General features: G+C 63.5%; 22 protein-coding genes. 10 read left to right on the forward strand and 12 right to left on the reverse strand.

Annotation, left to right across the window (positions count from 1 at the left end; translation table 11 throughout):
- Position 1: 1 nt before the first annotated feature.
- From AC0L18_RS13100 to AC0L18_RS13130, 7 genes are all read right to left on the reverse strand, one after another.
- Complete coding sequence (locus AC0L18_RS13100) at positions 2–2,986, reverse strand: 2-oxoglutarate dehydrogenase E1 component (protein WP_473492616.1); 2,985 nt, start codon at positions 2,984–2,986, stop codon at positions 2–4.
- Positions 2,987–3,134: 148 nt separating this feature from the next.
- Positions 3,135–4,037 carry a succinate--CoA ligase subunit alpha gene (gene sucD / locus AC0L18_RS13105; protein ID WP_023803366.1) on the reverse strand — a complete coding sequence of 301 codons (903 nt, stop codon included), beginning with the start codon at positions 4,035–4,037 and terminating at the stop codon, positions 3,135–3,137.
- Positions 4,038–4,091: 54 nt separating this feature from the next.
- Positions 4,092–4,463: a cupin domain-containing protein gene (locus AC0L18_RS13110; RefSeq protein ID WP_473492617.1), complete on the reverse strand. Its 372-nt coding sequence runs from the start codon at positions 4,461–4,463 to the stop codon at positions 4,092–4,094.
- 4 nt (positions 4,464–4,467) lie between these two features.
- Positions 4,468–5,661, reverse strand: coding sequence for an ADP-forming succinate--CoA ligase subunit beta (gene sucC / locus AC0L18_RS13115; protein ID WP_473492619.1), 1,194 nt, complete (start codon positions 5,659–5,661; stop codon positions 4,468–4,470).
- A 31-nt stretch (positions 5,662–5,692) separates the two neighbouring features.
- Positions 5,693–6,661 carry a malate dehydrogenase gene (gene mdh / locus AC0L18_RS13120; protein WP_027153710.1) on the reverse strand — a complete coding sequence of 323 codons (969 nt, stop codon included), beginning with the start codon at positions 6,659–6,661 and terminating at the stop codon, positions 5,693–5,695.
- Positions 6,662–7,064: 403 nt separating this feature from the next.
- Positions 7,065–8,261, reverse strand: a complete 1,197-nt coding sequence (gene zapE, locus AC0L18_RS13125) for a cell division protein ZapE (protein ID WP_473492620.1) — start codon at positions 8,259–8,261, stop codon at positions 7,065–7,067.
- Between the two features lie 141 nt (positions 8,262–8,402).
- A complete protein-coding gene (locus tag AC0L18_RS13130; RefSeq protein ID WP_473492621.1) occupies positions 8,403–8,942 on the reverse strand; it encodes a protease inhibitor Inh/omp19 family protein in 540 nt (179 codons plus the stop codon).
- A 292-nt stretch (positions 8,943–9,234) separates the two neighbouring features.
- On the opposite strand from AC0L18_RS13130, the gene AC0L18_RS13135 reads away from it, so the two are divergent.
- The 8 genes from AC0L18_RS13135 to AC0L18_RS13170 all read left to right on the forward strand — a co-directional run bounded on the left by AC0L18_RS13135 (position 9,235) and on the right by AC0L18_RS13170 (position 16,686).
- The gene (locus AC0L18_RS13135; protein WP_473492622.1) at positions 9,235–10,245 is read left to right on the forward strand and encodes an MBL fold metallo-hydrolase; all 1,011 of its coding nucleotides are present in this window, start codon (positions 9,235–9,237) and stop codon (positions 10,243–10,245) included.
- A gap of 95 nt (positions 10,246–10,340) precedes the next feature.
- The gene (locus AC0L18_RS13140; RefSeq protein ID WP_023803355.1) at positions 10,341–10,502 is read left to right on the forward strand and encodes a DUF1328 family protein; all 162 of its coding nucleotides are present in this window, start codon (positions 10,341–10,343) and stop codon (positions 10,500–10,502) included.
- A gap of 278 nt (positions 10,503–10,780) precedes the next feature.
- Positions 10,781–11,665, forward strand: a complete 885-nt coding sequence (gene dapF / locus AC0L18_RS13145) for a diaminopimelate epimerase (protein WP_473492623.1) — start codon at positions 10,781–10,783, stop codon at positions 11,663–11,665.
- Complete coding sequence (gene mtaB / locus AC0L18_RS13150) at positions 11,665–12,984, forward strand: tRNA (N(6)-L-threonylcarbamoyladenosine(37)-C(2))-methylthiotransferase MtaB (protein WP_473492625.1); 1,320 nt, start codon at positions 11,665–11,667, stop codon at positions 12,982–12,984. Before dapF ends, mtaB begins: the two co-directional genes overlap by 1 nt.
- Before the next feature lie 11 nt (positions 12,985–12,995).
- Positions 12,996–14,738, forward strand: coding sequence for a signal recognition particle-docking protein FtsY (gene ftsY / locus AC0L18_RS13155; protein ID WP_473492626.1), 1,743 nt, complete (start codon positions 12,996–12,998; stop codon positions 14,736–14,738).
- A 62-nt stretch (positions 14,739–14,800) separates the two neighbouring features.
- Positions 14,801–15,475, forward strand: coding sequence for a septation protein A (locus tag AC0L18_RS13160; RefSeq protein WP_023803351.1), 675 nt, complete (start codon positions 14,801–14,803; stop codon positions 15,473–15,475).
- A 16-nt stretch (positions 15,476–15,491) separates the two neighbouring features.
- Positions 15,492–16,112, forward strand: a complete 621-nt coding sequence (locus tag AC0L18_RS13165; RefSeq protein ID WP_473492627.1) for a pyridoxamine 5'-phosphate oxidase family protein — start codon at positions 15,492–15,494, stop codon at positions 16,110–16,112.
- Between the two features lie 40 nt (positions 16,113–16,152).
- Positions 16,153–16,686 carry an NADPH-dependent FMN reductase gene (locus AC0L18_RS13170; RefSeq protein ID WP_473492639.1) on the forward strand — a complete coding sequence of 178 codons (534 nt, stop codon included), beginning with the start codon at positions 16,153–16,155 and terminating at the stop codon, positions 16,684–16,686.
- 220 nt (positions 16,687–16,906) lie between these two features.
- On the opposite strand, the gene AC0L18_RS13175 is transcribed toward AC0L18_RS13170, so the two are convergent.
- Entirely contained in the window at positions 16,907–17,821 is a 915-nt protein-coding gene (locus tag AC0L18_RS13175) for an SMP-30/gluconolactonase/LRE family protein (protein WP_473492629.1), read from the reverse strand.
- Between the two features lie 273 nt (positions 17,822–18,094).
- On the opposite strand from AC0L18_RS13175, the gene AC0L18_RS13180 reads away from it, so the two are divergent.
- Positions 18,095–18,262: a hypothetical protein gene (locus AC0L18_RS13180; protein ID WP_023803346.1), complete on the forward strand. Its 168-nt coding sequence runs from the start codon at positions 18,095–18,097 to the stop codon at positions 18,260–18,262.
- 89 nt (positions 18,263–18,351) lie between these two features.
- On the opposite strand, the gene AC0L18_RS13185 is transcribed toward AC0L18_RS13180, so the two are convergent.
- The 4 genes from AC0L18_RS13185 to ccmA form a co-directional block, all read right to left on the reverse strand.
- Entirely contained in the window at positions 18,352–18,930 is a 579-nt protein-coding gene (locus AC0L18_RS13185) for a DsbE family thiol:disulfide interchange protein (RefSeq protein ID WP_023803345.1), read from the reverse strand.
- The gene (gene ccmD, locus AC0L18_RS13190) at positions 18,927–19,094 is read right to left on the reverse strand and encodes a heme exporter protein CcmD (RefSeq protein WP_023803344.1); all 168 of its coding nucleotides are present in this window, start codon (positions 19,092–19,094) and stop codon (positions 18,927–18,929) included. Before ccmD ends, AC0L18_RS13185 begins: the two co-directional genes overlap by 4 nt.
- Before the next feature lie 150 nt (positions 19,095–19,244).
- Positions 19,245–19,910: a heme exporter protein CcmB gene (ccmB, locus tag AC0L18_RS13195; protein ID WP_023803343.1), complete on the reverse strand. Its 666-nt coding sequence runs from the start codon at positions 19,908–19,910 to the stop codon at positions 19,245–19,247.
- A 37-nt stretch (positions 19,911–19,947) separates the two neighbouring features.
- Complete coding sequence (gene ccmA / locus AC0L18_RS13200; RefSeq protein WP_473492631.1) at positions 19,948–20,550, reverse strand: heme ABC exporter ATP-binding protein CcmA; 603 nt, start codon at positions 20,548–20,550, stop codon at positions 19,948–19,950.
- A 285-nt stretch (positions 20,551–20,835) separates the two neighbouring features.
- Between ccmA and acnA the strand changes: the two genes are divergently transcribed.
- Positions 20,836–23,526 carry an aconitate hydratase AcnA gene (gene acnA / locus AC0L18_RS13205; RefSeq protein WP_473492633.1) on the forward strand — a complete coding sequence of 897 codons (2,691 nt, stop codon included), beginning with the start codon at positions 20,836–20,838 and terminating at the stop codon, positions 23,524–23,526.
- The last annotated feature ends 126 nt before the right edge of the window (positions 23,527–23,652 follow it).

Here is a 23,652-nt window from a genome sequence, read left to right on the forward strand (position 1 = left end):
TCTATTCACCGAGCGCGTCTTCGAGCAAGGCGGCAAGCTGGGCGAGATGCTTCGACATCAACCCGGTCGCCGGCGACGCCGCGGCCGGCCGGCCGGTATAGCGCACCCGCTGGTGCTTGGCGTCGATATGCGCCAGCACCCATTCCAGATACGGATCGATGAACGACCAGGCGCCCATATTCTTGGGCTCCTCCTGGCACCACACCATCTCGGCGTTGCGGAAGCGGGACAGTTCGGTGATCAGCGCCTTGGCCGGGAACGGATAGAGCTGTTCGACGCGCAGCAGGTAGATGTCGTTGATGCCGCGCTTCTCGCGCTCCTCGTAGAGGTCGTAATAGACCTTGCCCGAGCAGAGCACGACGCGGCGAATCTTCGAATCCTTGGTGAGCTTGATCGCCTGGCCGGGGAGTTGCTGGGCATCGTCCCACAACAGCCGGTGGAACGCGCTTTCGCCCGACATCTCCGGCAGTGTCGACACCGCCCGCTTGTGGCGCAGCAGCGACTTCGGCGTCATCAGGATCAGCGGCTTGCGGAAATCCCGCTTCAACTGCCGGCGCAGGATGTGGAAGTAGTTGGCCGGCGTCGTGCAGTAGGCCACCTGCATGTTGTCTTCGGCGCAAAGCTGCAGGAAGCGCTCGAGCCTGGCCGACGAATGCTCCGGCCCCTGACCCTCATAGCCATGCGGCAGCAGGCAGACGAGGCCCGACATTCTGAGCCACTTGCGCTCGCCCGACGAGATGAACTGGTCGAACACCACCTGGGCGCCGTTGGCGAAATCGCCGAACTGCGCTTCCCAAAGCGTCAGCGCCTTCGGCTCGGCCAGGCTGTAGCCGTATTCGAAGCCGAGCACGGCCTCTTCCGACAGCATCGAGTTGATGACCTCGAAGCCGGCCTGCGCCGCCGACAGATTGTTGAGCGGGATGTAGCGTGTCTCGTCGCGCTGGTCGTAGAGCACGGAGTGGCGTTGCGAGAATGTGCCGCGCTCCGAATCCTGGCCAGACAGCCGGACCGGATTGCCGTCGAGCAGGATGGCGCCGAAAGCCAGCGCCTCGGCCGTCGACCAGTCGATGCCTTCGCCCGACTCGATCGCCTGGCGGCGATTCTCGAGAAAGCGCAGGATCGTCTTGTGCGCCCCGAAATCCTTCGGCACCTCGGTCAGCTTCTTGCCTATTTCCTTCAGCGTCTTGACCGGCACGGCGGTCTTGCCGCGCCGCTGTTCGTCCTGGTTGTCGGCTGTGCGCAGGCCCGACCAGGCGCCATCCAGCCAGTCGGCCTTGTTGGGCTTGTAATGCTGGCCGACCTCGAATTCCTGCTCGAGATGTGTCCGCCATTCGGCCTTCATCTTGTCGAATTCGGCCTGGCTGAGGTGACCCTCGGCGATCAGCCGATCGGCATAGATCTGCACCGTCGTCTTATGGTTGCGAATGTTGCGATACATGATCGGCTGAGTGAAGGCCGGTTCGTCGCCCTCATTGTGGCCGAAGCGGCGGTAGCAGAACATGTCGACCACGACGGGCTTGTGGAACCTCATGCGGAATTCGATCGCCACCTTGGTGGCATGGACCACGGCTTCCGGATCGTCGCCATTGACGTGGAAGATCGGCGCCTCGATCATCTTGGCGACATCCGACGGATAGGGTGACGAGCGCGAGAAGCGCGGGTTGGTAGTGAAGCCGATCTGGTTGTTGATGATGAAGTGCAGCGTGCCGGCGACGCGGTGGCCGCGCAAGCCGGACAGACCGAGGATTTCGGCAATCACGCCCTGGCCGGCAAAGGCCGCGTCGCCGTGCAGGAGCAGCGGCAGCACCTTGGCGCGCTCTTCCAGCGGCACGATCTCCTCGCGGCTGCGGCCGAACAGAGAGTCCTGCTTGGCCCGCGCCTTGCCCATCACCACCGGATCGACGATTTCCAGATGCGAGGGATTGGCGGTCAGCGACAGGTGCACCTTGTTGCCGTCGAACTCGCGGTCCGACGAAGCACCGAGATGGTACTTCACGTCGCCCGAGCCCTCGACCTCGTCGGGAGCGGCCGAGCCGCCCTTGAACTCGTGGAAGATGGCGCGGTGCGGCTTGGCCATCACCTGGGAGAGCACGTTCAGCCGGCCGCGATGCGCCATGCCGAGCACGATCTCCTTCATGCCGAGCTGCCCGCCGCGCTTGACGATCTGCTCCAGCGCCGGGATCAGCGCCTCGGCGCCGTCGAGGCCGAAGCGCTTGGTGCCCTTGTACTTGACGTCGATGAACTGCTCGAAGCCTTCGGCCTCGACCAGCTTCTGCAGGATCGCCTTCTTGCCGGCGGCGGTGAAGGAGATCTCCTTGTCGGTGCCCTCGATGCGCGCCTGGATCCAGGCCTTCTCCTCGGGATCGGAAATATGCATGAACTCGACGCCGAGCGTCGAGCAATAGGTGCGGGTCAGGATGTCTAGCATCTGCCGGATGGTGCCGAATTCGAGCCCGAGCACATTGTCGAGGAAGATCGGGCGGTCGTAGTCGGCTGATGTGAAGCCGTAGTTTTCCGGCGACAGCTCGTTGTAATCCTCGAGCTTGGCGATGCCGAGCGGGTCGAGATTGGCGTGCAAATGGCCACGCATGCGGTAGGCGCGGATCATCATGATGGCGCGGACGGAATCGCGCGTCGCCTGATGGACGTCGGCGTCGGACAGGGTGACCCCGTTCATCACCGCCTTGTTCTGGACCTTCTTCTCGATGTGCTTCTCGACGATGCCCCAATCGCCGTCGAGCGCCGAGACCAGTTCGCCATTGGCCTGCAGCGGCCACGAGGGCTTGGCCCATGAGGCGCCCTTGGCATTCTTGCGGACATCGCCGGCGTCGTCCTTCAGCGCCGCGAAGAAATCCTGCCATTCGGGGTCGACCGAAGCGGGATCGTCCTCATAGGCGGCGTAGAGCGCGTCGATGTAGTCGGCATTGCCGCCATAGAGGAAAGAGGTAAGCGAAAATTGGTCGTTGGCCTGATCTTGTCTTGCCATTTTTTCCGCGGAGCCTGGCTCCGTCTCCTGTTTTGGAGGGGAGTAGGGCAGTAAGGCAGTAGGGCAGTAGGGAGAACCAGGCACTTGCCATCACTCGTCCCGTTCTTCCTATTCCCCTACTCCCATACTGCCCTACTCCCTTACTGCCTTAACCTTTTATCGCTTCGACCAGCGTCGTGCCGAGCCGAGCCGGCGACGGCGAAACCTTTATTCCGGCCGATTCCATCGCCGCGATCTTGTCCTCGGCGCCGCCCTTGCCGCCGGAAATCACCGCGCCTGCGTGACCCATGGTGCGGCCGGCCGGGGCCGTGCGCCCGGCGATGAAACCGGCCATCGGCTTCTTGCGGCCACGCTTGGCTTCGTCCTTGAGGAACTGCGCGGCGTCTTCCTCGGCCGAGCCGCCGATCTCGCCGATCATGATGATCGACTGTGTCTCGTCGTCGGCGAGGAACATCTCCAGCACGTCGATGAACTCAGTGCCTTTGACGGGGTCGCCACCGATGCCGACGGCGGTGGTCTGGCCGAGACCGACATTGGTGGTCTGGAACACTGCCTCATAGGTAAGCGTTCCCGAGCGGGAAACAACGCCGACCGAGCCCTTGCGGAAGATGTTGCCGGGCATGATGCCGATCTTGCATTCGTTGGGGGTCAGGACGCCGGGGCAGTTGGGACCGATCAGCCGCGATGTCGAGCGGTCGAGCCGCGCCTTGACCTTGATCATGTCGATCACCGGGATGCCCTCGGTGATGCAGATGATCAGCGGGATTTCGGCTTCGATCGCCTCCAGGATCGCCTCGGCGGCGCCTGCCGGCGGCACATAGACGACAGATGCATTGGCGCCGGTCTTCGCCTTGCCTTCAGCGACGGTGGAAAAGATCGGCAAGCTCTCGCCCGCGGCGCCGGTCCACGTCTCGCCACCCTTCTTCGGGTGGATGCCGCCGACCATTTTTGTCCCGTGATAGGCCAGCGCCTGTTCGGTATGGAACGTGCCGGTCTTGCCGGTCAGGCCCTGCACGAGGACCTTGGTGTTCTTGTCGACGAGAATGGACATGGTGGTCCTTTTTACAAACCGTTGATGGAGGAAGGCTACGCGGTCATCGTCAGGTCAGAGACGCTTGAGATCGGCGACGGTAAGGTCACTTTTGGCGTTGCCGGTGTTGAGTGTCGTCGCCGGCTCGAACATCAGCACCACCGGCTGTTCGCTCAGCGAGCGCGGCCGGTGCTCGACGGACCGCGGCACGACGATGAACTCGCCGCTGCCAAGCTCCACCGTGCCGTCGCGGAAATCGATGGCGATGCGGCCGCGCAGCACCAGGAACGCTTCGTCCTCGTTGTCATGCGCATGCCAGTCGAAGACATCGCCGAACTTGGCGATCTTGACCTGGGCGTCGTTGACGTCGCCGGCGATATGCGGATCGAAGACCTTTTTGATCTTCTGATCCGCCGCCTCGACCAGGTTTATCTTGTGCGGAGGCACCGGATCAGCCCTTCACCGCCGCCACGATTTTCTTGGCTGCGTCGTCTAGGTCGTCGGCCGAGACGACGTTGAGCCCGCTGTCGTTGATGATCTTCTTGCCGAGCTCGGCATTGGTGCCTTCCAGCCGCACCACCAGCGGCACCTGCAGGCCGACTTCCTTGACCGCCGCAATGACGCCCTCGGCAATGATGTCGCACTTCATGATGCCGCCGAAGATGTTGATCAGGATGCCTTTGACCGCCGGGTCCTTGGTGATGATCTTGAACGCCGCCGTCACCTTCTCCTTCGACGCACCGCCGCCGACGTCGAGGAAGTTGGCGGGCTCGGCGCCGTAGAGCTTGATGATATCCATCGTCGCCATGGCGAGGCCGGCGCCGTTGACCATGCAGCCGATATTGCCGTCGAGCGCGACGTAGGCGAGGTCGTATTTCGACGCCTCGATCTCCTTCTCGTCCTCTTCGGTGATGTCGCGCAGCTCCATCACGTCGGGATGGCGGAACAGCGCGTTGTTGTCGAACGACACTTTTGCGTCGAGCACGCGCAGCCGGCCATTCTTCATGACGATCAGCGGGTTGACTTCGAGCAGGCTCATGTCCTTCTCGACGAAGGCTTTGTAGAGGATCGGGAACAACGTCTCGCCGTCCTTGGCGGCGTCGCCGTCGAGCTTCAGCGCGCCGTTGAGTTCTTTCAAATCATCCGCCGTCACACCTTTTTCCGGGTCGATGGCGACGGTGATGATCTTTTCCGGCGTGTCGTGGGCGACCGCCTCTATGTCCATGCCGCCCTCGGTCGAAACGACGAAAGCGTTGCGGCCGACGGAGCGATCGACCAGCAGCGACAGATAGAGCTCGCGCTCGATGTCGGCGCCGTCCTCGATGTAGAGGCGGTTGACCTGCTTGCCCGAGGGGCCGGTCTGCTTGGTGACCAGCGTGTGGCCAAGCATTTCCTTGGCGTTGGCGACGACCTCGGCCACCGATTTCGCCAGCCTGACGCCGCCCTTGGCGTCGGGGCCAAGCTCCCTGAACTTGCCCTTGCCGCGGCCGCCGGCATGGATCTGGCTTTTCACCACATAGAGCGGGCCGGGCAGTGCCCTGGCGGCGGCTTCCGCCTCGCTTGCCCTAAACACCGGCACGCCTTCGGCCACCGGTGCGCCAAAGCCCTTCAGCAGCGCCTTGCCCTGATATTCATGGATGTTCATGCGCGTTGTCTCCAGATCAGCTGCTGGGGGATCACTTGGCGGCGAGTTGCGGAGCGATCTTGACGCAAGCCTCGCACAGGCCCTGCACCGCCGCCACCGAATTGTCGAACATCTTCTGCTCGGCCTTGCCGAGCTCGATCTCGATGACGCGCTCGACGCCGCCGGCGCCGATCACCACCGGCACGCCGACATAGGTGTTCTTGACACCATACTGGCCGGAGAGATGCGCAGCACAGGGCAGCACGCGCTTCTTGTCCTTGAGATAGGCTTCGGCCATGGCGATCGCCGAGGCGGCCGGTGCGTAGAAGGCCGAGCCGGTCTTGAGCAGGCCGACGATCTCGGCGCCGCCGTCGCGGGTGCGCTGCACGATCTGGTCGAGCTTTTCCTTCGAGGTCCAGCCCATCTTGATGAGGTCGGGCAGCGGGATGCCGGCGACCGTCGAATAGCGGATCATCGGCACCATGGAATCGCCATGGCCGCCGAGCACGAAGGCGGTGACATCCTCGACCGACACCTTGAATTCCTCGGCCAGGAAATAGCGAAAGCGCGAACTGTCGAGCACGCCGGCCATGCCGACGACATGGCTCTTCGGCAGGCCGGAGAACTTCTGCAGCGCCCAGACCATGGCGTCGAGCGGGTTGGTGATGCAAATGACGAAGGCTTTCGGCGCGTATTTCTTGAGACCCGCGCCAACCTGCTCCATGACCTTCAGATTGATGCCCAAAAGGTCGTCGCGGCTCATGCCCGGCTTGCGCGGCACGCCGGCGGTGACGATGCAGACGTCGGCACCCTCGATGCCGGCATAATCATTGACGCCGGTCAGCCTGGAATCGAACCCATCGACCGGCGACGACTGCGCGATATCCAGCCCTTTGCCTTGCGGGATGCCCTCGGCGATATCGAACAGCACAACATCGCCGAGATCCTTGAGGCCGATCATGTGGGCGAGCGTGCCGCCGATCATGCCCGAGCCGATGAGCGCTATCTTGTTGCGTGCCATGTCAGGATGTTTTCCCTTTAGACTGTGACGGCGCCCAAATCCCTTAACGAATTGGATGACGGCGTCGAGGAAGGAGGCCGGAATGCGGCGGGAAGCCGCGAAGATTTCGCCGCACCCAATAGCCCCGGCGCATAGAATATTCAAACGATTATTTTGGAGTGAGAGTTTTCAATCGGTTAGATGGGTTGGGATTTACGTAAACGTCAAAAAAATTGAGCCGACTTGGGAAGTTACGCAATGAAGATGGAAACAAGAAGGCTGTTTCTCGGCGATGACGCCCTTGTGATGCGGGTCGCCGAAGATGTGTTCGATGAACCGGTCAGGCTGGATTGTTTTGTCTCATCAGGCCATTGCCGCGGGACAGCGGGGGGCGCGAAGGATCGCGACCTTCCGGAGACTATCTTCAGGCTCGAGCCTGCTGCGCTTCGGTCAGCGTCGCCTTCTGCCTCTCCATCCAGTCTTCCAGCCATTCGTGGCTCTGCATTTCGATCAGCCGCGACGCGGTGCGCTCGAACTCGAAGACCTCGTTGCCGCGCCTGGCCGTATAAAGCTCCGCTGGCGGCGCGGCGGCGCTCACCACCAGCCGCACATGATGGTCGTAGAGCGTGTCGATCAGCAGGATGAAGCGCTTTGCCTCGTTGCGCATGCCTTCGCCAAGCACCGGCACATGATCAATGAAGACGGTCGAGAAGCGGCCGGCAATCGCCAGGAAATCGCGGGCGCCGAGCGGGTTTTCGCAGAGATCGGCAAAGGAAAACCGCGCTGCGTCGCCGGCGGCGCGCGGCACGACGACCTGCCGGCCCTTCACCGTCAGGGCCGCTGCCTGCGTCGGCCTGCCATGCGTCATCACGTTCCAGGCCTCGTCGAGGACCGCATCGGCGGCGGCATCGGCAGGGGTGACATAGACCGGCAGGCGGCTGAGCTTGTCCAGCCGATAGTCCTTGTCGGCATCGAGGGCAATCACCTGCGCATGCCGCTCCAGGATGGCGATGAAGGGCAGGAAAAGCTTGCGGTTCAAGCCGTCGCCGTAGAGATCCTGCGGCGCGACATTGGATGTGGCGACCAGCACGACGCCGTTGGCAAACAGCGCCGAGAACAGCCGCGACAGGATCATCGCGTCGGCGATGTCGGTGACGGAAAACTCGTCGAAGCACAGCACCCAGGCTTCCTCGGCCAGCGCGCGGGCCACCGGCGCGATCGGGTCGTCTTCCCTGACGGTGCCCTCTTTACGCGCCTGCCGGTGCTTCTGGATGCGGTCCTGCACATCGGCCATGAAGTCGTTGAAATGCACACGCCGTTTGCGCCGGACCGGCACCAGCTCGACGAACATGTCCATCAGCATGGTCTTGCCGCGGCCGACGCCGCCGTGGATATAGAGCCCCTTGACGGCCTCGCGCGTCTCGCGCTTGCGAGCGAACAGCCAGCCCAGCGCGCTCGATTTGTGCGCCAGCCGTTTTGCCGAAATCTCGTCGATCAGCCGGTCGAGTGCCGCGACGACCCGCTCCTGCGCCGGATCGCGGTCGATCACGCCCGTATCGACCCAATGGTCGTAACGCTGCCGGACGGTCGCATGGGTCTGAAGGCCGTCGCGCAGATGCATCGGTCACGTCGTTCCGGAGCAATTCCAAGAAAAGTGTGTAGCGGTTTTCTGTCCGGAATTGCGTAAAAACAAAAGAGAGCAATTCCGGGAAAAGCGTGTAGCGGTTTTCGGAATCGCGTAAAAACAATAGGGGCGGGCGGGTCAGCCTCTTGTAAGCGAGATCGGCAGGCCGTTGGAAGTCTGGCCGTCGAATTTCTCTCCGCCCGAGGAGTAGAGCCGTGCCAGCGTGCCGCCATTCGCGTCGTACAGCGTCAACTGCTTGCCGGCGACGTTCCAGGATTTGATGCCGTCGATCGGTGCCGGGCAATGCAGCGGTCCAGCCCGATAGCCGGAGCCGAATTTGGTCTGCGGCGTCGCCACCTGGCAGCTCTGGCCGGACACGCTGGCCTTCCACACGCCGGCGACGCTGCTTGCGGTAAGATCCGGGGCTCCGGCCGGAGCCGTTCCGTCCGGCGGCAGCGAGGCGACCTGAGGACCTTGCGGCGCCGTCGGAAATTTCGACGGGTCGGCGGTGCCGGGCGACGCCGGCGGCGGCAGCTGGTTTGCGGTCACCTTGCCGGAGGGCGCGGCTTGCAGCGGCGCCGGCTGCTGGTCCATCGGCGAGAACCTTGACGTTGAACAGCCGCTCGCAAAGAGCGCGGCCAGCGATACGGCCAGCAGACCGGTTTTCGAAAAATTCATTTCAAACCTCCGTCGGATCCGGCTGGGCTGCCGTCCGCACAATATCCCCTTTACCAAGACGGAGAAGGTGGCAAAATTTCAACCCTGTATGGTTAAAATAGCATTTGCGGCGGCACCTGTTGCAACTTTGCCACAAATGCGTGCCGCCCGAAAACCTGTCCTGGGGTCTGAGCCGAGGCTGCGCAGCGGTTTGCCTGGACAGGCCTGCCCCTGGTGTCCGGCCGCCAAATGCTTGCGCCAGCCCGCTTCGGTCCTATCTCTGATGAAACCGAACCTTGCCGGAGGCGAAATCTTGGCTGCGAGAAAAAGGGCGGCCAACCGCTACTATAGCGGGCCGCCCAGCGATCATTTCGACGGCGCCTTGTTCTTCAATCCCAACGGCAAGCCGCCTGCCCGCTTTTCCGATCTTTTGAAGTGGCAGCTGGGCGGCGAGCGCTCGAAATGGCCGACGGCGGATCCGAGTCCGTTTCATCAGGCGACACCGGCCAAGCGGATCGACGGCTCCGGGCTGAGGCTGACCATGGTCGGCCATTCCTCGCTGCTCATCCAGACAGCCGGCCTGAACATCCTTACCGACCCGGTCTGGTCGCAGCGGGCCTCGCCGCTCCCCTTTGCCGGGCCGAAACGGGTCAATCCGCCGGGCATCGCCTTCTCCAAACTGCCGCCGATCGACCTCGTGCTGGTCAGCCACAACCACTACGATCATCTCGACCTCGCCACGCTGAAGCGGCTGAAGACAAAGCACGACCCGCTGGTGCTGACGCCGCTCGGCAACGACGCCATCATCGATGTCGGCGTTCCCGGCATGCGGCTTTCCGTGCATGACTGGGGCGAACGGGTCGAGATCGGCAACGACGTCGCCATCCATGTCGAGCCGGTGCACCACTGGTCGGCGCGCGGCACCCGCGACCGGCGCATGGCGCTGTGGGCGGGCTTTGTGATCGAGACGCCGGGCGGAAAGGTCTATTTCGCCGGCGACACCGGTTTCCACGATGGCATCAACTACCGGCTGATGGCCGCAAGGCACGGCGGCTTCCGCCTCGCCATCCTGCCGATCGGCGCCTACGAGCCGCGCTGGTTCATGGCGCCACACCATCAGAACCCGGAGGAGGCGGTGCAAGGCATGCTGTTGTGCAACGCCGCCTATGCCGCCGGCTGCCATTGGGGCACGTTCCGGCTCACCAACGAGCCGATCGACGAGCCGGCAAGAAAGCTTGGCGAGGCCCTCGACGATCAAGGTGTCCCGCAAGAACGCTTTCGCGCCCTGCGTCCCGGCGAAGTCTGGGACGTGCCGGCGCTCTAGGCTGGCGACCCGGCCCCCCAGAGGCCCCCAGGGGAACCGGGACGTCGCAACCGCGTTGGTAGTCGTCCACAACCGTCGGCTGCGAGGGATTTCCCATGATCAAATGGATTGTCATTCTTCTGATAATCGCGGCCGCGGCCAGCCTGCTCGGCATGCCGGCATTGGCCGGAGCCGCCGCCACCGGCGCCCGCATTCTCATCGGCATTGTGTTGATCATCTTCCTGCTGGTCATGCTTGGCGTCTTGGCGGTGGCGTAATGCATGTCGCGCAAAAGTGCGTAGCGGTATTGCGATAACTACATGGATAAAACAAGAACCTAAAGCGCGTTGCATGAATCGGCTCAAACGTGACGCGCTTTAGCCGCATCCGCCCGAAAATCGGAATCGATTTTCAGGAAGCACGATGCGCAGGTTTAAAAATGTCAGAGCGTACTTTGTGCGTCCAAGTCGACGCACGGCGCGCTGGCGTCTCGCACTGGTAATTCCGGCCGCTATCCGCCATATAGGCGCCAAACCGGCATGAGACCTTTCGATCCATGGCAAGCACTGCCCCCTTCGCCAAGATGAACGGCATCGGCAACGAAATCATCGTTGCCGACATGCGTGGTCGCGCCGACCGGGTGGCGCCGGCTGCCGCCCTTGCGCTCAATGCCGATGCCGCGACGAAATTCGATCAGATCATGGCGATTCACGACGCCAGAACGCCGGGCACTGCCTTTTTCATCGACATCCTGAATTCCGACGGAACCGGCGCGCAGGCCTGCGGCAACGGCATGCGCTGCGTGGTGCAGGCACTTGCCGCCGAGACCGGCCAGAAGACATTCGCCTTCGAGACCGTCGCCGGCATCCTCAACGCCGAAGAACATGCCGACGGGCTGATCTCTGTCGACATGGGCAAGCCGCATTTCGGCTGGCAGGATATTCCACTCGCCGAGGAATTCCGCGATACCCGCATGATCGAGCTGCAGGTCGGCCCGATCGACGCGCCGGTGCTGCACTCGCCCTCGGTGGTGTCGATGGGCAATCCGCACGCCATCTTCTGGGTCGACCGCGACGTCTGGTCCTATGAGCTCGACCGCTTCGGTCCGCTGCTCGAAAACCACCCGATCTTCCCCGAACGGGCCAACATCACCATCGCGCGGGTGACCTCGTCCGAGACGATGGTCATCCGCACCTGGGAGCGCGGCGCCGGCCTGACCAAGGCCTGCGGCACGGCGGCTTGTGCCGCCGTCGTCGCTGCCGCGCGCACCAGGCGGACCGGACGCAGCGTCTCTCTGGTGACGCCCGGAGGCGGCTCCTTGCATGTCGAGTGGCGCGGCGACGACCACGTCATCCTCACCGGTGCCGCCGAATGGGAATTTTCCGGCAGCTTCGACCCGGCGACCGGCGTGTGGGCCCGCGACACCGAAAGCGCCGCCTGATGGCTCCTCTTGCCAAGAAGGGTCCCGCTCTTCCCAAAAGTGTTGACGTCGTCACCTTCGGCTGCCGGCTGAACACCTACGAATCCGAGGTGATGCGGCGAGAGGCGGAAAGCGCCGGCCTTGGCGCGCTGGAAGGCGGCGCCATCATCTTCAACACCTGCGCCGTCACCGGCGAGGCGGTGCGCCAGGCAAAACAGTCGATCCGCAAGGCCCGCCGCGAGAACCCGCAGGCCCGCATCATCATCACCGGCTGCGCCGCGCAGACCGAGCCGCAGAATTTCGTCGCCATGGACGAGGTCGATCTCGTCCTTGGCAATGAGGAAAAGCTGAAGGCGCATTCCTATCGCGCGCTGCCGGATTTCGGCGTCAACGACACCGAGAAGGCTCGCGTCAACGATATCTTTTCGGTGCGCGAGACGGCCGGCCACATGGTCGACGCCATCGAAGGCCGGGCGCGGGCGTTCGTCCAGGTTCAGAACGGCTGCGACCATCGCTGCACCTTCTGCATCATCCCCTATGGCCGCGGCAATTCGCGCTCGGTGCCGATGGGCGCCGTGGTCGAGCAGGTCAAGCGGCTGAGCGGCAATGGCTATGCCGAGATCGTGCTGACCGGCGTCGACATGACCAGTTTCGGCGCCGACCTGCCGGGCAGCCCGAAGCTCGGCAAATTGGTCAAGACAATCCTGAAGCAGGTGCCTGACGTGAAACGCCTGCGCCTTTCCTCGATCGATTCGATCGAGGCTGACGACGATCTGCTCGACGCCATCGCCACCGAGCCTCGGCTGATGCCGCATCTGCATCTGTCGCTGCAGTCCGGTGACGACATGATCCTGAAACGGATGAAGCGCCGGCACAACCGGGATCAGTCGATCCGTTTTTGCCAGGATTTGCGCAAATTGCGTCCCGGCATCGTCTTCGGCGCCGACATCATCGCCGGCTTCCCGACCGAGACGGACGCCATGTTCGAAAAATCGCTGGAGATCGTCGAGGAATGCGGGCTGACGCATCTCCACGTCTTTCCGTTTTCGCCGCGCGAAGGCACCCCCGCCGCGCGCATGCCGCAGCTTCGCCGCGAACTGGTCAAGCAGCGTGCGGCACGGCTGCGCGCCGCCGGTGACGCCGCCTATCGCAGCCACCTTTCCTCGCTCGCCGGAACACGCCAGTCGATCCTGGTCGAGCGCGACGGGCTCGGCCGCACCGAAGGGTTTACGCTCGCCGCGATCTCCGCCGGCGCGCCGGGCGAAATCGTCGAGGCTGATATCGCCGGCGATGACGGCGCGCGGCTGATCGCGGCGCCGCTTGCCGCCCGCGCCGCCTGAGACGCAAGAACATGGCTGGTTTTTTCAAGAAGATATTTTCGTTCGGCAAGAAGGAGGTGGTCGAGGAGCGGATCGACGAGACCGCACCGCTGCCGCCGATCAAATGGGACGCGCTCGAGGCGCTGAAGCCGGCGCCTGTTGAAGAGGCCGAGCCCGCTCCGACCATTCCGCCCGAGCCTGAAATCCAGCCGGAACCTGCTCCGGTAGAGGAGTTGCAGCCGCCTGCCGAGGAGCCGGCGCCAGAGGAGATTCCGGCGGCTCCCGTCGAGTCTCCTCCGGAGCCAGAGCCGGAGGAAATTCCTGAGCCAACGCTGACGCAGCCTGAGATCGTCCAGACTGAGGGTCCGTCATCCGAACGTGACGCTGCCCCTCATCCGCCTGCCGGCACCTTCTCCCCGTATAGTGACGGGGAGAAGCGTGCTGATCGTCCCGCCGAGCCTCCTTTTGAAAGCGGCAAAGAAGAAGCGCCTGCGCTGACGCCCCCCTCTCCCCGTTCCTTGCGGGGAGAGGGTAATGGTGAGGGGCAGCGCGGACCTGCGCAAGATGCCGCACCGCCAGCCGGGGCCCCCTTAACTGCGCCCGAGCCTGAGGCGCCGGCGGCCGAAATCCCGCCCCCCATTCGCCAGCCGGCGCCAGTCGAGGCAAAGCCGGTCCTTGCGGAGATTGCGCCCGAACCTGAAGCCATTCCAGCGCCCCACCCTCCCCTCGATGGGGAGGTAAAGCGCGAGCCCGTTCCGCAACCGCCACCGGAGCCAAAGCCGGCTCCCGGCAAGGTCACCGTCACCAAGAAGGTCGAGCAGAGAGCCGAGCCGCAGAAGGCGCCGGAACCGGCGCCGAAACGCTCGTGGTTCCAGCGCATGAAGGAGGGGCTCGCCCGCTCTTCCCGGGAACTGTCGGGCAACATCGCCGGCGTCTTCACCAAGCGCAAGCTCGACGAGGACACGCTGCAGGATCTGGAGGACGTGCTGATCCGCGCCGATCTCGGCATGGAGACGGCTTTGCGCATCACCGATTCGCTGGCTGCCAGCCGCTACGGCAAGGACGTCTCCGAGACGGAAGTGCGCGCCATCATGGCGACCGAGGTGGAGAAGGTGCTGACCCATGTCGCCTTGCCGCTGGAGCTCGACCTCAGCCACAAGCCGCATGTCATCCTTGTCGTCGGCGTCAACGGCACCGGCAAGACCACGACCATCGGCAAGCTGGCGGCAAAGCTGACCGACGGCGGCCTGTCGGTGATGCTCGCCGCCGGCGACACGTTCCGTGCCGCGGCGATCGAGCAATTGAAGATCTGGGGCGAGCGCACCAGGTCGCCGGTCATCGCCTCGAAGCTTGGCGCCGACGCCGCCGGCCTCGCCTACGATGCCTTCGAACAGGCCAGGCAAGCCGGCTCCGACGTGCTGATCATCGACACCGCCGGGCGGCTGCAGAACAAGACCGAGCTGATGGCAGAACTCGAAAAGATCGTCCGGGTGCTGGGCAAGCTCGATCCGGAGGCGCCGCACACCGTGCTGCAGACGGTCGACGCCACCACAGGCCAGAACGCGCTCAACCAGGTCGAGATCTTCCGCAATGTCGCCGGCGTCAACGGCCTGGTGATGACCAAGCTGGACGGCACGGCACGCGGCGGTATTCTGGTGGCGATTGCGGCAAAGCACAAATTGCCGGTTTATTTCATCGGCGTCGGCGAACAGGTCGACGACCTCGAACCATTCTCCGCAAGCGAGTTCGCCAGGGCGATCGCTGGAGTGGCATAACAAGCTTGATCCCAAAAAGTTGCAGACTTTTTGGACAGGATCATGCGCAAGAAGGAAAGCCTATGAACCCGCGCATCCTCGAACGCGACCCCTCCGACCCGCAGAAACAGAAGAAGGAAGGCGTCAATCCGCTGCTCAAGCTGGTGCTGGAGCTCGGCCCGTTGATGGTGTTCTTCTTCGCTAACGCCCGTGGCGCATGGCTGTCGCAGAAATTTCCGGTGCTGGCCGAATTCGGCGGACCGATCTTCGTCGCCACGGGCCTGTTCATGGCCGCGACCGCGATCGCGCTGGCCGCGTCCTGGCTGCTCACCCGCACCTTGCCGATCATGCCGATGGTGTCGGGCGTCGTCGTCTTCGTCTTCGGCGCGCTGACGCTCTACCTCCAGGACGACATCTTCATCAAGATGAAGCCGACAATCGTCAACATGCTGTTCGGCGGCGTGCTGCTCGGCGGCCTGTTTTTCGGCAAGTCGCTGCTCGGCTACGTCTTCGATTCGGCCTTCAGCCTCGATGCCGAGGGCTGGAAGAAACTCACTTTCCGCTGGGGCCTGTTTTTCCTGTTCCTGGCCCTTGTCAACGAAGTCGTCTGGCGGAATTTTTCCACTGACGCCTGGGTTACCTTCAAGGTCTGGGGCATCATGCCCATCACCCTTCTCTTCACCTTCAGCCAGATGCCGCTGATCATGCGCCATTCGCTTGAAGGCAAGACCGGAACAGAAGGGAAGCCCGGCAAGTAACGATCAAGGAGACGGCATGGAATTCGTCACCACGCGCGAAGAGCTGAGAACGATCTACAAGACGCCTCGGCCGACCGACGGCTCGATCCGCAAGGAACTGAAGGCGCTGGATGGCCACAGCCGTTCCTTCATCGGCAAAAGCCCCTTCGTGCTGATCGGCTCCTCCGACGGCGCCGGCAATGCCGATGTGACGCCGAAGGGCGACAGGCCGGGCTTTGCCGCCGTGCTCGACGAGAAGACCATTGCCATCCCCGACCGGCCCGGCAACAACCGGCTCGACACGCTGGAGAACATTCTTCTCAACCCTTCGGTCGGGCTGCTCTTCCTCATCCCGGGCATGAACGAGACGCTGCGCGTCAATGGCGACGCCCGCATCACCGTCGATGCGGGCCTGCGCGAGCGGCTCGCCGTCGACGGCAAGGAACCGCAAAGCGTCGTCCTGGTGACGGTCAAGGCCGCCTACATGCATTGCGCCAAGGCTTTCATGCGCTCCGATCTGTGGAAGCCGGAAACCTGGTACGACCGCGCGACGCTGCCGACGCCCGGCCAGATCCTGCGCGACCAGCTGGCGCTCGCCGATTCGGCCGAGGCGACCGACCGCTGGCTGGACGAAGAATACAAACACACCATGTGGTAGTGTGCCCGGCAACGAATCGTCCAAGCTGATCTCCATTCCTTTGCTCAACATCCTTGCAATCTCTGGCAGCCTGCGCGCCGCCTCAACCAATTCGGCGTTGACCGCGGGTTTGGCGCAAAATGCGCCGACTGGCTGCCGCGTCATCGTCTATGACGGGCTAGGCCGCTTGCCGATTTTCAATCCGGATGACGAAGGCGAGCGGACGCCACCGCAAGCATCCGCGCTGATCGACGCGGTCACCGCCGCTGACGGTGTGATCGTCTCCTGCCCTGAATATGCCCATGGCGTGCCGGGCGGGCTGAAGAACGCGCTCGACTGGCTGGTGTCGCGCGACGCCGCTGTCGCCAAGCCGACCATGCTGGTGCACGCCTCGCCGCGCTCGCTGTTTGCCCGCGCGGCTCTGGCCGAGATCATGCGCACCATGTCTTTCGCGCTTTTTGAAGACACCGCGCTCGAAATCGCCCTGCTCGGCAAGAGGCCACCGGAGGTGGACAAAATCCTATCGGAGCCGGCAAGCCAACTGGCAATGCACAACGCCATTTCGGCCTTCGCCGATTTCATCCGGTCGCGTTAAGCGGCGGCCACCGTGCTTTCGTTGTCCCGGAGCGGAGCGAACGCTAAGGGCGTCGGCGACAAAGCTGCCGATCTCCCCCCACGTGGGGAGATGCCCGGCAGGGCAGAGGGGGCGCTGTCCCGCAGCCTCTCGCAAACTTCCTTCCGTCTCAACGTCTCGACATTGGTCTCGCCGCCGAACCAGTCGCGCGCAGCGACCTCTTCGAAAACCCCGCGGCCGCTCAAAATATCTTTGCGCCGTTGACCATCAGCCGGACCATGTAGAGCGAGGTCGTGCCGGCGATGTAGAGGCAGTTCAGCTTGTTGCCGCCGAACACGCAATTGGCGACGACTTCCGGCACCTTGATCTTGCCGATCAGCGTCCCGTCCGGATCGTAGCAATGGATGCCATCGGCGGCACTGGTCCAGATCCGGCCCTGGTCATCGAGCCTGAAACCATCGAACAGGCCGGCCGTGCAATCGGCGAAGACCTTTCCGCCTGAGACCTTCTTGCCGGCCCCGTCGACATCGAACACCCGCATATGCGCCGGATTCTGCGCGCCATGCGTGCGGCCGGTATCGACGACATAGAGCTTGCTCTCGTCGAGCGAGAAGGCAAGCCCGTTGGGCCTGACCATGTCGGTGATCACCGCTTCGATCTCGCCGGTGCCGGGGTCGGCCCGGTAGACATGGCAGGCGCCGATCTCGCTCTCGGCCTTGTCGCCCTCATAGTCCGTATCGATGCCGTAGGTCGGGTCGGTGAACCAGATCGAACCATCGGACTTGACCACCGCATCGTTGGGCGAGTTCAGCCGCTTGCCGCGCCATTTGTCGGCGATGGTGGTGATCGAGCCGTCATGCTCGGTGCGGCTGACGCGGCGGCCCGAATGCTCGCAAGTGACCAGCCGGCCCTGCCGGTCGACGGTGTTGCCATTGGAATTGCCCGACGGCTGCCGGAACACGCTGACGCTGCCGTCGGTCTCGTCGTAGCGCAGCATGCGGTTGTTGGGAATGTCGGACCAGACCACATAACGGCCGGCCGCAAACCAGGCCGGCCCTTCCGCCCACCGGCATCCGGTGAACAGCTTGTCCACCTGTGCGTTGCCGTTGAACAGCCGCGCAAAGCGTGGATCGAGAATTTCGTAGTCTTCGGCCATGGTTTTCTCCCGGGTCATGCAAATCGTTGGTGCCGGCGCGATCAAGCCAGCCGGCGATCAATATGGCAAGATCGTGTATCGGGACAGGCAATGCGGCCCTTGTTCGACTGACGGATGGAAGAACGGGCCCATGCGCCGTTAACCGGCTCTGCGCCCAGCGCAATGGTGCATTGCAACATCTTCTTTTTGCGCTGCACCATAACTATGTCATGCTGTGTATCGATCAGGGAGGAACAACCTGCCGCAACAATGCGGCACAGAAGGAACCTCGCTATGATTCTCGACAGCCTCATGAGCCGCGCTCGCACCAGCATCGCCAAGCGCCGGCAATACAACCGCCTCATCGCCGAAATCGACTCCTTTTCCAGCCGCGATCTGGCCGACATGCGCGCCGACCGCAGCGAAATGCTCTACCAGGTCCACAAGCAGGTCTACGGCTGAATCTTCGGTCGACCTATCACGTTGGTAATCCTTGGGCGTAACGACGCAAAGCGGAGTGAAGACCCAAGGATGACGAAACGGCGGGGCCATCAGCCGGGTGCTGCCAGCGCCTTCTCGATCTCCGGCAGCAGCAGCGCTTGTGCTGAGCCCGGCGTCAGCGGGCCGACGTGCTTGTAGGCGATCTTGCCGTCCTTGCCGACGACGAAGGTTTCCGGCACGCCGTAGACCCCCCAGTCGATCGCCGCGCGCCCTGCCGTGTCGACGCCGATCGCCTGGAACGGGTTGCCGAGATCGCCGAGGAACCGGCGAGCGTTTTCCGGCTGGTCCTTGTAGTTGAGGGCGGCGATGACGAAGCGCTTGTCCTGCGACAGCGCCAGCAGCAGCGGATGTTCGTCGCGGCACGGCCCGCACCACGACGCGAAGACGTTGACGAGCGTGACCTTGCCGGCGAACTGCCTGGAATCGAGCCCCGGCAAATTCATGCCCTCCAGCGCCGGCAGATTGGTCTGCGGCGCCGGCAGGCCGATCAGCGCCGATGGCACTTCCGAAGTGTCGCGGCCGGACAGCAGCTGCGTCAGGAACAGCCCCGCCAGCCCGAGGAAAATCAGCAGCGGCAACAGCACGATCAGGCGGCGTGAGCGCGCCGGCGTTTCCGTCTCCATGCTCATGATTTCCCCGCCTTGTCGGAGCGCCGCCGCACGCCGGACGCTTCCAGCTCGGCGAGGTCTCGTCTGCGTGCACGCTGGTCGAGCAGGATCCAGCCGATCAGCCCGGCCAGCACCACGGCCGTGATAGCATAGGCAGCGGTCACATAGAGCGCATGCGCGCTCATAGGGGTCGCTCCTCCGGTGCAAAACCTTTCAGCCGGACCATTTCGCTTCGTTCCAACATGCCTTCCTTTAACCCTGCGCCATCGGCTTCGCAATCGACAGCAGCGCCGCAGCCTTTGACGCCCTGTAATCACCAACGATGGCCGGCCAAATCAGTCGGTTCCATGGCGCAGCGCCAACGCTGCCGCAACCGGCCCCAGCACGGCAAGAAACAAGGTCAGCGCGGCAAGAATGAGGAAAGGCTGCAGAAACGGATCAGGGTTCGCCACCGCGCCATAGCTTGCCGAGACGCCGAAGATCAGCACCGGGATGGTCAGCGGCAGCACCAGCACCGAGATCAGCAGCCCGCCGCGCGGCAGCGCCACCGCCACCGCCGCACCGGCAGCGCCGATGAAGGTAATCGCCGGCGTGCCGACCAGAAGGGTCAGCGCCGTGGCGCCGATGCCGATCGGCTCCATGTTCATGAACAGGCCGAGCAGGGGTGCGGCGATGACCAGCGGCAGCACGCTTCCTGCCCAATGCGCCAGGCATTTCGTCAGCACGGTCAGCGCCAGCATCTGCCGGTCGTCGCCGAGCACCAGCAGATCGAGCGAGCCGTCTTCCCGGTCGGCCTGGAACAATCGGTCGAGACCGAGCAGGCAAGCCAGCAAGGCGCCGATCCACAGGATCGCCGGGCCGATGCGGGCAAGCAGATTGAGGTCCGGCCCGACGCCGAAGGGGATCGTGGCGATCACCGCGAGAAAGAAGATCACGCCGGTCAGCGCCCCGCCGCCGGCCCGGATACTCAGGCGAATATCGCGCAGGAAGAGGGCTAGCATGGTGTGAGACGCCCTTGCCCAGGCGGGAACGCCGACATCAACCGGTCATCCTCAATTCCTGTGCCCCCTCCAACCCCAGTGGCAGATGCGTCGCCGCAATAATGATTCCGCCCTCGTCCAGATGCTCCCGCATCAGCCGGCCGAATCGCTCTTCCGAAGCCTTGTCCAGCCCGGCCGTCGGCTCGTCGAGCAGCCACAGCGGCCGCCGGCTGACCAGCAGTTTTGCGATCGCCGCGCGGCGGCGTTGCCCGGTTGAGAGATAGCCGAACGGCAGATGGCCGATACCGTCAAGCCCGACCATTGCCAGCGCCTCTTCGGCGCTCAAAAAATCCGCGCCCGAAAAATCGCGCCAGAAGCGCAGATTTTCCGCCACGCTCAGCGCCGTCTTCATCGCGTTATGGTGGCCGAGATAGTGGCAGGCCGAGGCGACCGACGGAAAATCCTCACCGCCAGCTTCGACAAGCAAACGGCCTGCCGCCACCGGCAGCAGCCCGGCAACTATCCTGAGCAGCGTCGATTTCCCCGCGCCGTTCGGCCCGGTGACGATCAGCGCCTGGCCTTTGCCAAGGGCAAAGTTGATGCCGGAAAAAACCGCCTCGCCGCCGCGTTCGCCGCCCAGATTTTCGGCGATCAGCCGCATTCCATGCCCGTCCCGAAAACATCGCGCCACGGCAGCTGCCGCATCGCACAAAATAGCCGTTCGACTGTCTAGAACTATTCCAGGAAATTCTCTATATGCGGGGCATCCGTGCCAGCGGTCGGCACGGGAAGCGAATTAGCGCCGAACCAGCGCACGCGCCGCCTTGAACGGCTCGGGTTGGCTGGGAACGGACAGCGGAAATGGCCGTACCCGCACCTTTGCGCGTGATTGCATGCCATCGGCGTCCGTTCCCTTTCAGGCTGAACAGACAAGGACGGATCGCACGTGTCAAAATCCCTCGATAGTTTCAATTGCCGCCGCACGCTGACCGCGGGCGGCTCCGACTATGTTTATTACGACCTCGTCGAGGCCGAGAAGAACGGCCTCACCGGCATCGCCCAGTTGCCATATTCGATGAAGGTGCTGCTGGAGAACCTGCTGCGCAACGAGGACGGCCGTTCGGTCACCAAGGAGAGCATCCAGGCGGTTGCCGGCTGGCTGACCGACAGGGGCACCGCCGGGGTCGAGATCGCCTATCGCCCGGCCCGCGTGCTGATGCAGGATTTCACCGGCGTTCCGGCCGTGGTCGACCTGGCCGCCATGCGCGATGCCATGGCCTCGCTCGGCGGCGACCCGCAAAAGATCAATCCGCTGGTGCCGGTCGACCTGGTCATCGACCACTCGGTCATCGTCGATGAGTTCGGCACGCCGCTGGCTTTCGCCAGGAATGTCGAGCTTGAATACGAGCGCAACGAGGAACGCTACAAATTCCTGAAATGGGGCCAGCAGGCCTTCCGCAACTTCCGCGTCGTGCCGCCCGGCACCGGCATCTGCCACCAGGTCAATCTCGAATATCTCGGCCAGGTCGTATGGACCAACACTGAAGGCGGCGAAACCACCGCCTATCCCGACACCTGCGTCGGCACCGATTCGCACACCACCATGATCAACGGCCTTGGCGTGCTCGGCTGGGGCGTCGGCGGCATCGAGGCCGAGGCCGCGATGCTTGGCCAGCCCGTCTCCATGCTGTTGCCCGAAGTCATCGGCTTCCGGCTCACCGGCAGGCTCAGGGAAGGCGTCACCGCCACCGATCTCGTGCTCACCGTCACCCAGATGCTGCGCAAGAAGGGCGTCGTCGGCAAGTTCGTCGAATTCTTCGGTCCGGGTCTGTCCAACATGACGCTGGCCGACCGCGCCACCATCGGCAACATGGCGCCCGAATATGGCGCGACCTGCGGCTTCTTTCCGGTCGATGGCGAAACTATCCGCTATCTCACCATGTCCGGCCGCGAGGAAAACCGCATCGCGCTGGTCGAGGCATACGCCAAGGCGCAAGGCATGTGGCGCGATACCGGGTCGGCCGATCCGGTCTTCACCGACCTGCTCGAGCTCGATCTCGGCAGTGTCGTGCCGTCGATGGCCGGCCCCAAGCGTCCAGAGGGCCGGGTCGCGCTTGAAGGCATTCCGGCCGGCTTTGTCAAGGCGATGGAAACCGAATACAAGAAGGCGGTCGAAATCGACAAGCGCTATGCCGTCGAGGGCACCGACTACGACCTTGGCCATGGCGACGTCGTCATTGCCGCCATCACCTCCTGCACCAACACGTCGAACCCGAGCGTGCTGATCGGCGCCGGGTTGCTGGCACGCAACGCCAACCGGCTCGGGCTCAAGCAGAAGCCGTGGGTCAAGACATCGCTGGCGCCGGGCAGCCAGGTCGTCGCCGAATATCTGGAGAAATCCGGCCTGCAGAAGGAACTGGACCAGATCGGCTTCAATCTGGTCGGCTTCGGCTGCACCACCTGCATCGGCAATTCCGGCCCGTTGCCGGCGCCGATCTCCAGAACCATCAACGACAAGGGCTTGATTGCTGCCGCGGTGCTTTCCGGCAACCGCAATTTCGAAGGCCGCGTCTCGCCCGACGTGCAGGCGAACTACCTCGCTTCGCCGCCGCTGGTCGTCGCCCACGCACTGGCCGGGACCGTGACCAAGGATCTGACCACCGAACCGCTCGGCGAGGACCGCGACGGCAACCCGGTCTACCTCAGGGACATCTGGCCGAGCTCGGTCGAGATCCAGGAGTTCATCGAGAAGAACGTGACGCGCGAACTGTTCGCCCGCAAATATGCCGACGTCTTCAAGGGCGACGAATACTGGCAGAACGTCAAGGCGCCGGAAGGCCAGACCTATTCCTGGGACAACAATTCGACCTATGTGCAGAACCCGCCCTACTTCGCTGGCATGACATCGGGCTTCGGCAGGATCGGCGACATCAAGGGCGCCCGCGTGCTCGGGCTGTTCGGCGACAAGATCACCACCGACCACATCTCTCCGGCCGGCTCGATCAAGGCGGCCTCTCCGGCCGGCAAGTATCTTACCGACCATGGCGTCGGCGTCGCCGACTTCAACCAGTACGGCACGCGGCGCGGCAATCACGAGGTGATGATGCGCGGCACCTTCGCCAACATCCGCATCCGCAACCACATGCTGGGCGAGAACGGCCGCGAAGGCGGCTACACGATCCACTATCCGTCGAAGGAAGAGAAATCGATCTACGACGCCGCCATGGAGTACAAGAAGGAAGGCGTGCCGCTGGTCATCTTCGCCGGTGTCGAATACGGCAACGGCTCGTCGCGCGACTGGGCGGCCAAGGGCACCAACCTGTTGGGTGTTCGCGCCGTCATCGCTCAGTCCTTCGAGCGCATCCACCGCTCGAACCTGGTCGGCATGGGGGTCATCCCCTTCGTCTTCGAGGAGGGCACCTCATGGGCCTCGCTCAACCTCAAGGGCGACGAACTGGTCGAAATCGACGGACTGAGCGCCATCAAACCGCGTCAGAAGATGATCGCGAAGATCACTTATGGCGACGGCACGGTGAAGAACATTCCGATCATCTGCCGCATCGATACGCTGGACGAACTCGACTACTTCAAGAACGGCGGCATCCTGCAATATGTGCTGCGCGATCTGGCAGCATAATTTGAAGGGAATAGGGGAATAGGGCAGTAAGGGAGTAGGGAAGACAATACCTACTGCCCTACTGCCCTACTGCCCTACTGCCCTACTGCCCTACTGCCCTACTGCCCTACTGCCCTACTGCCCTAC

Source organism: Mesorhizobium sp. WSM4819, assembly GCF_055811215.1.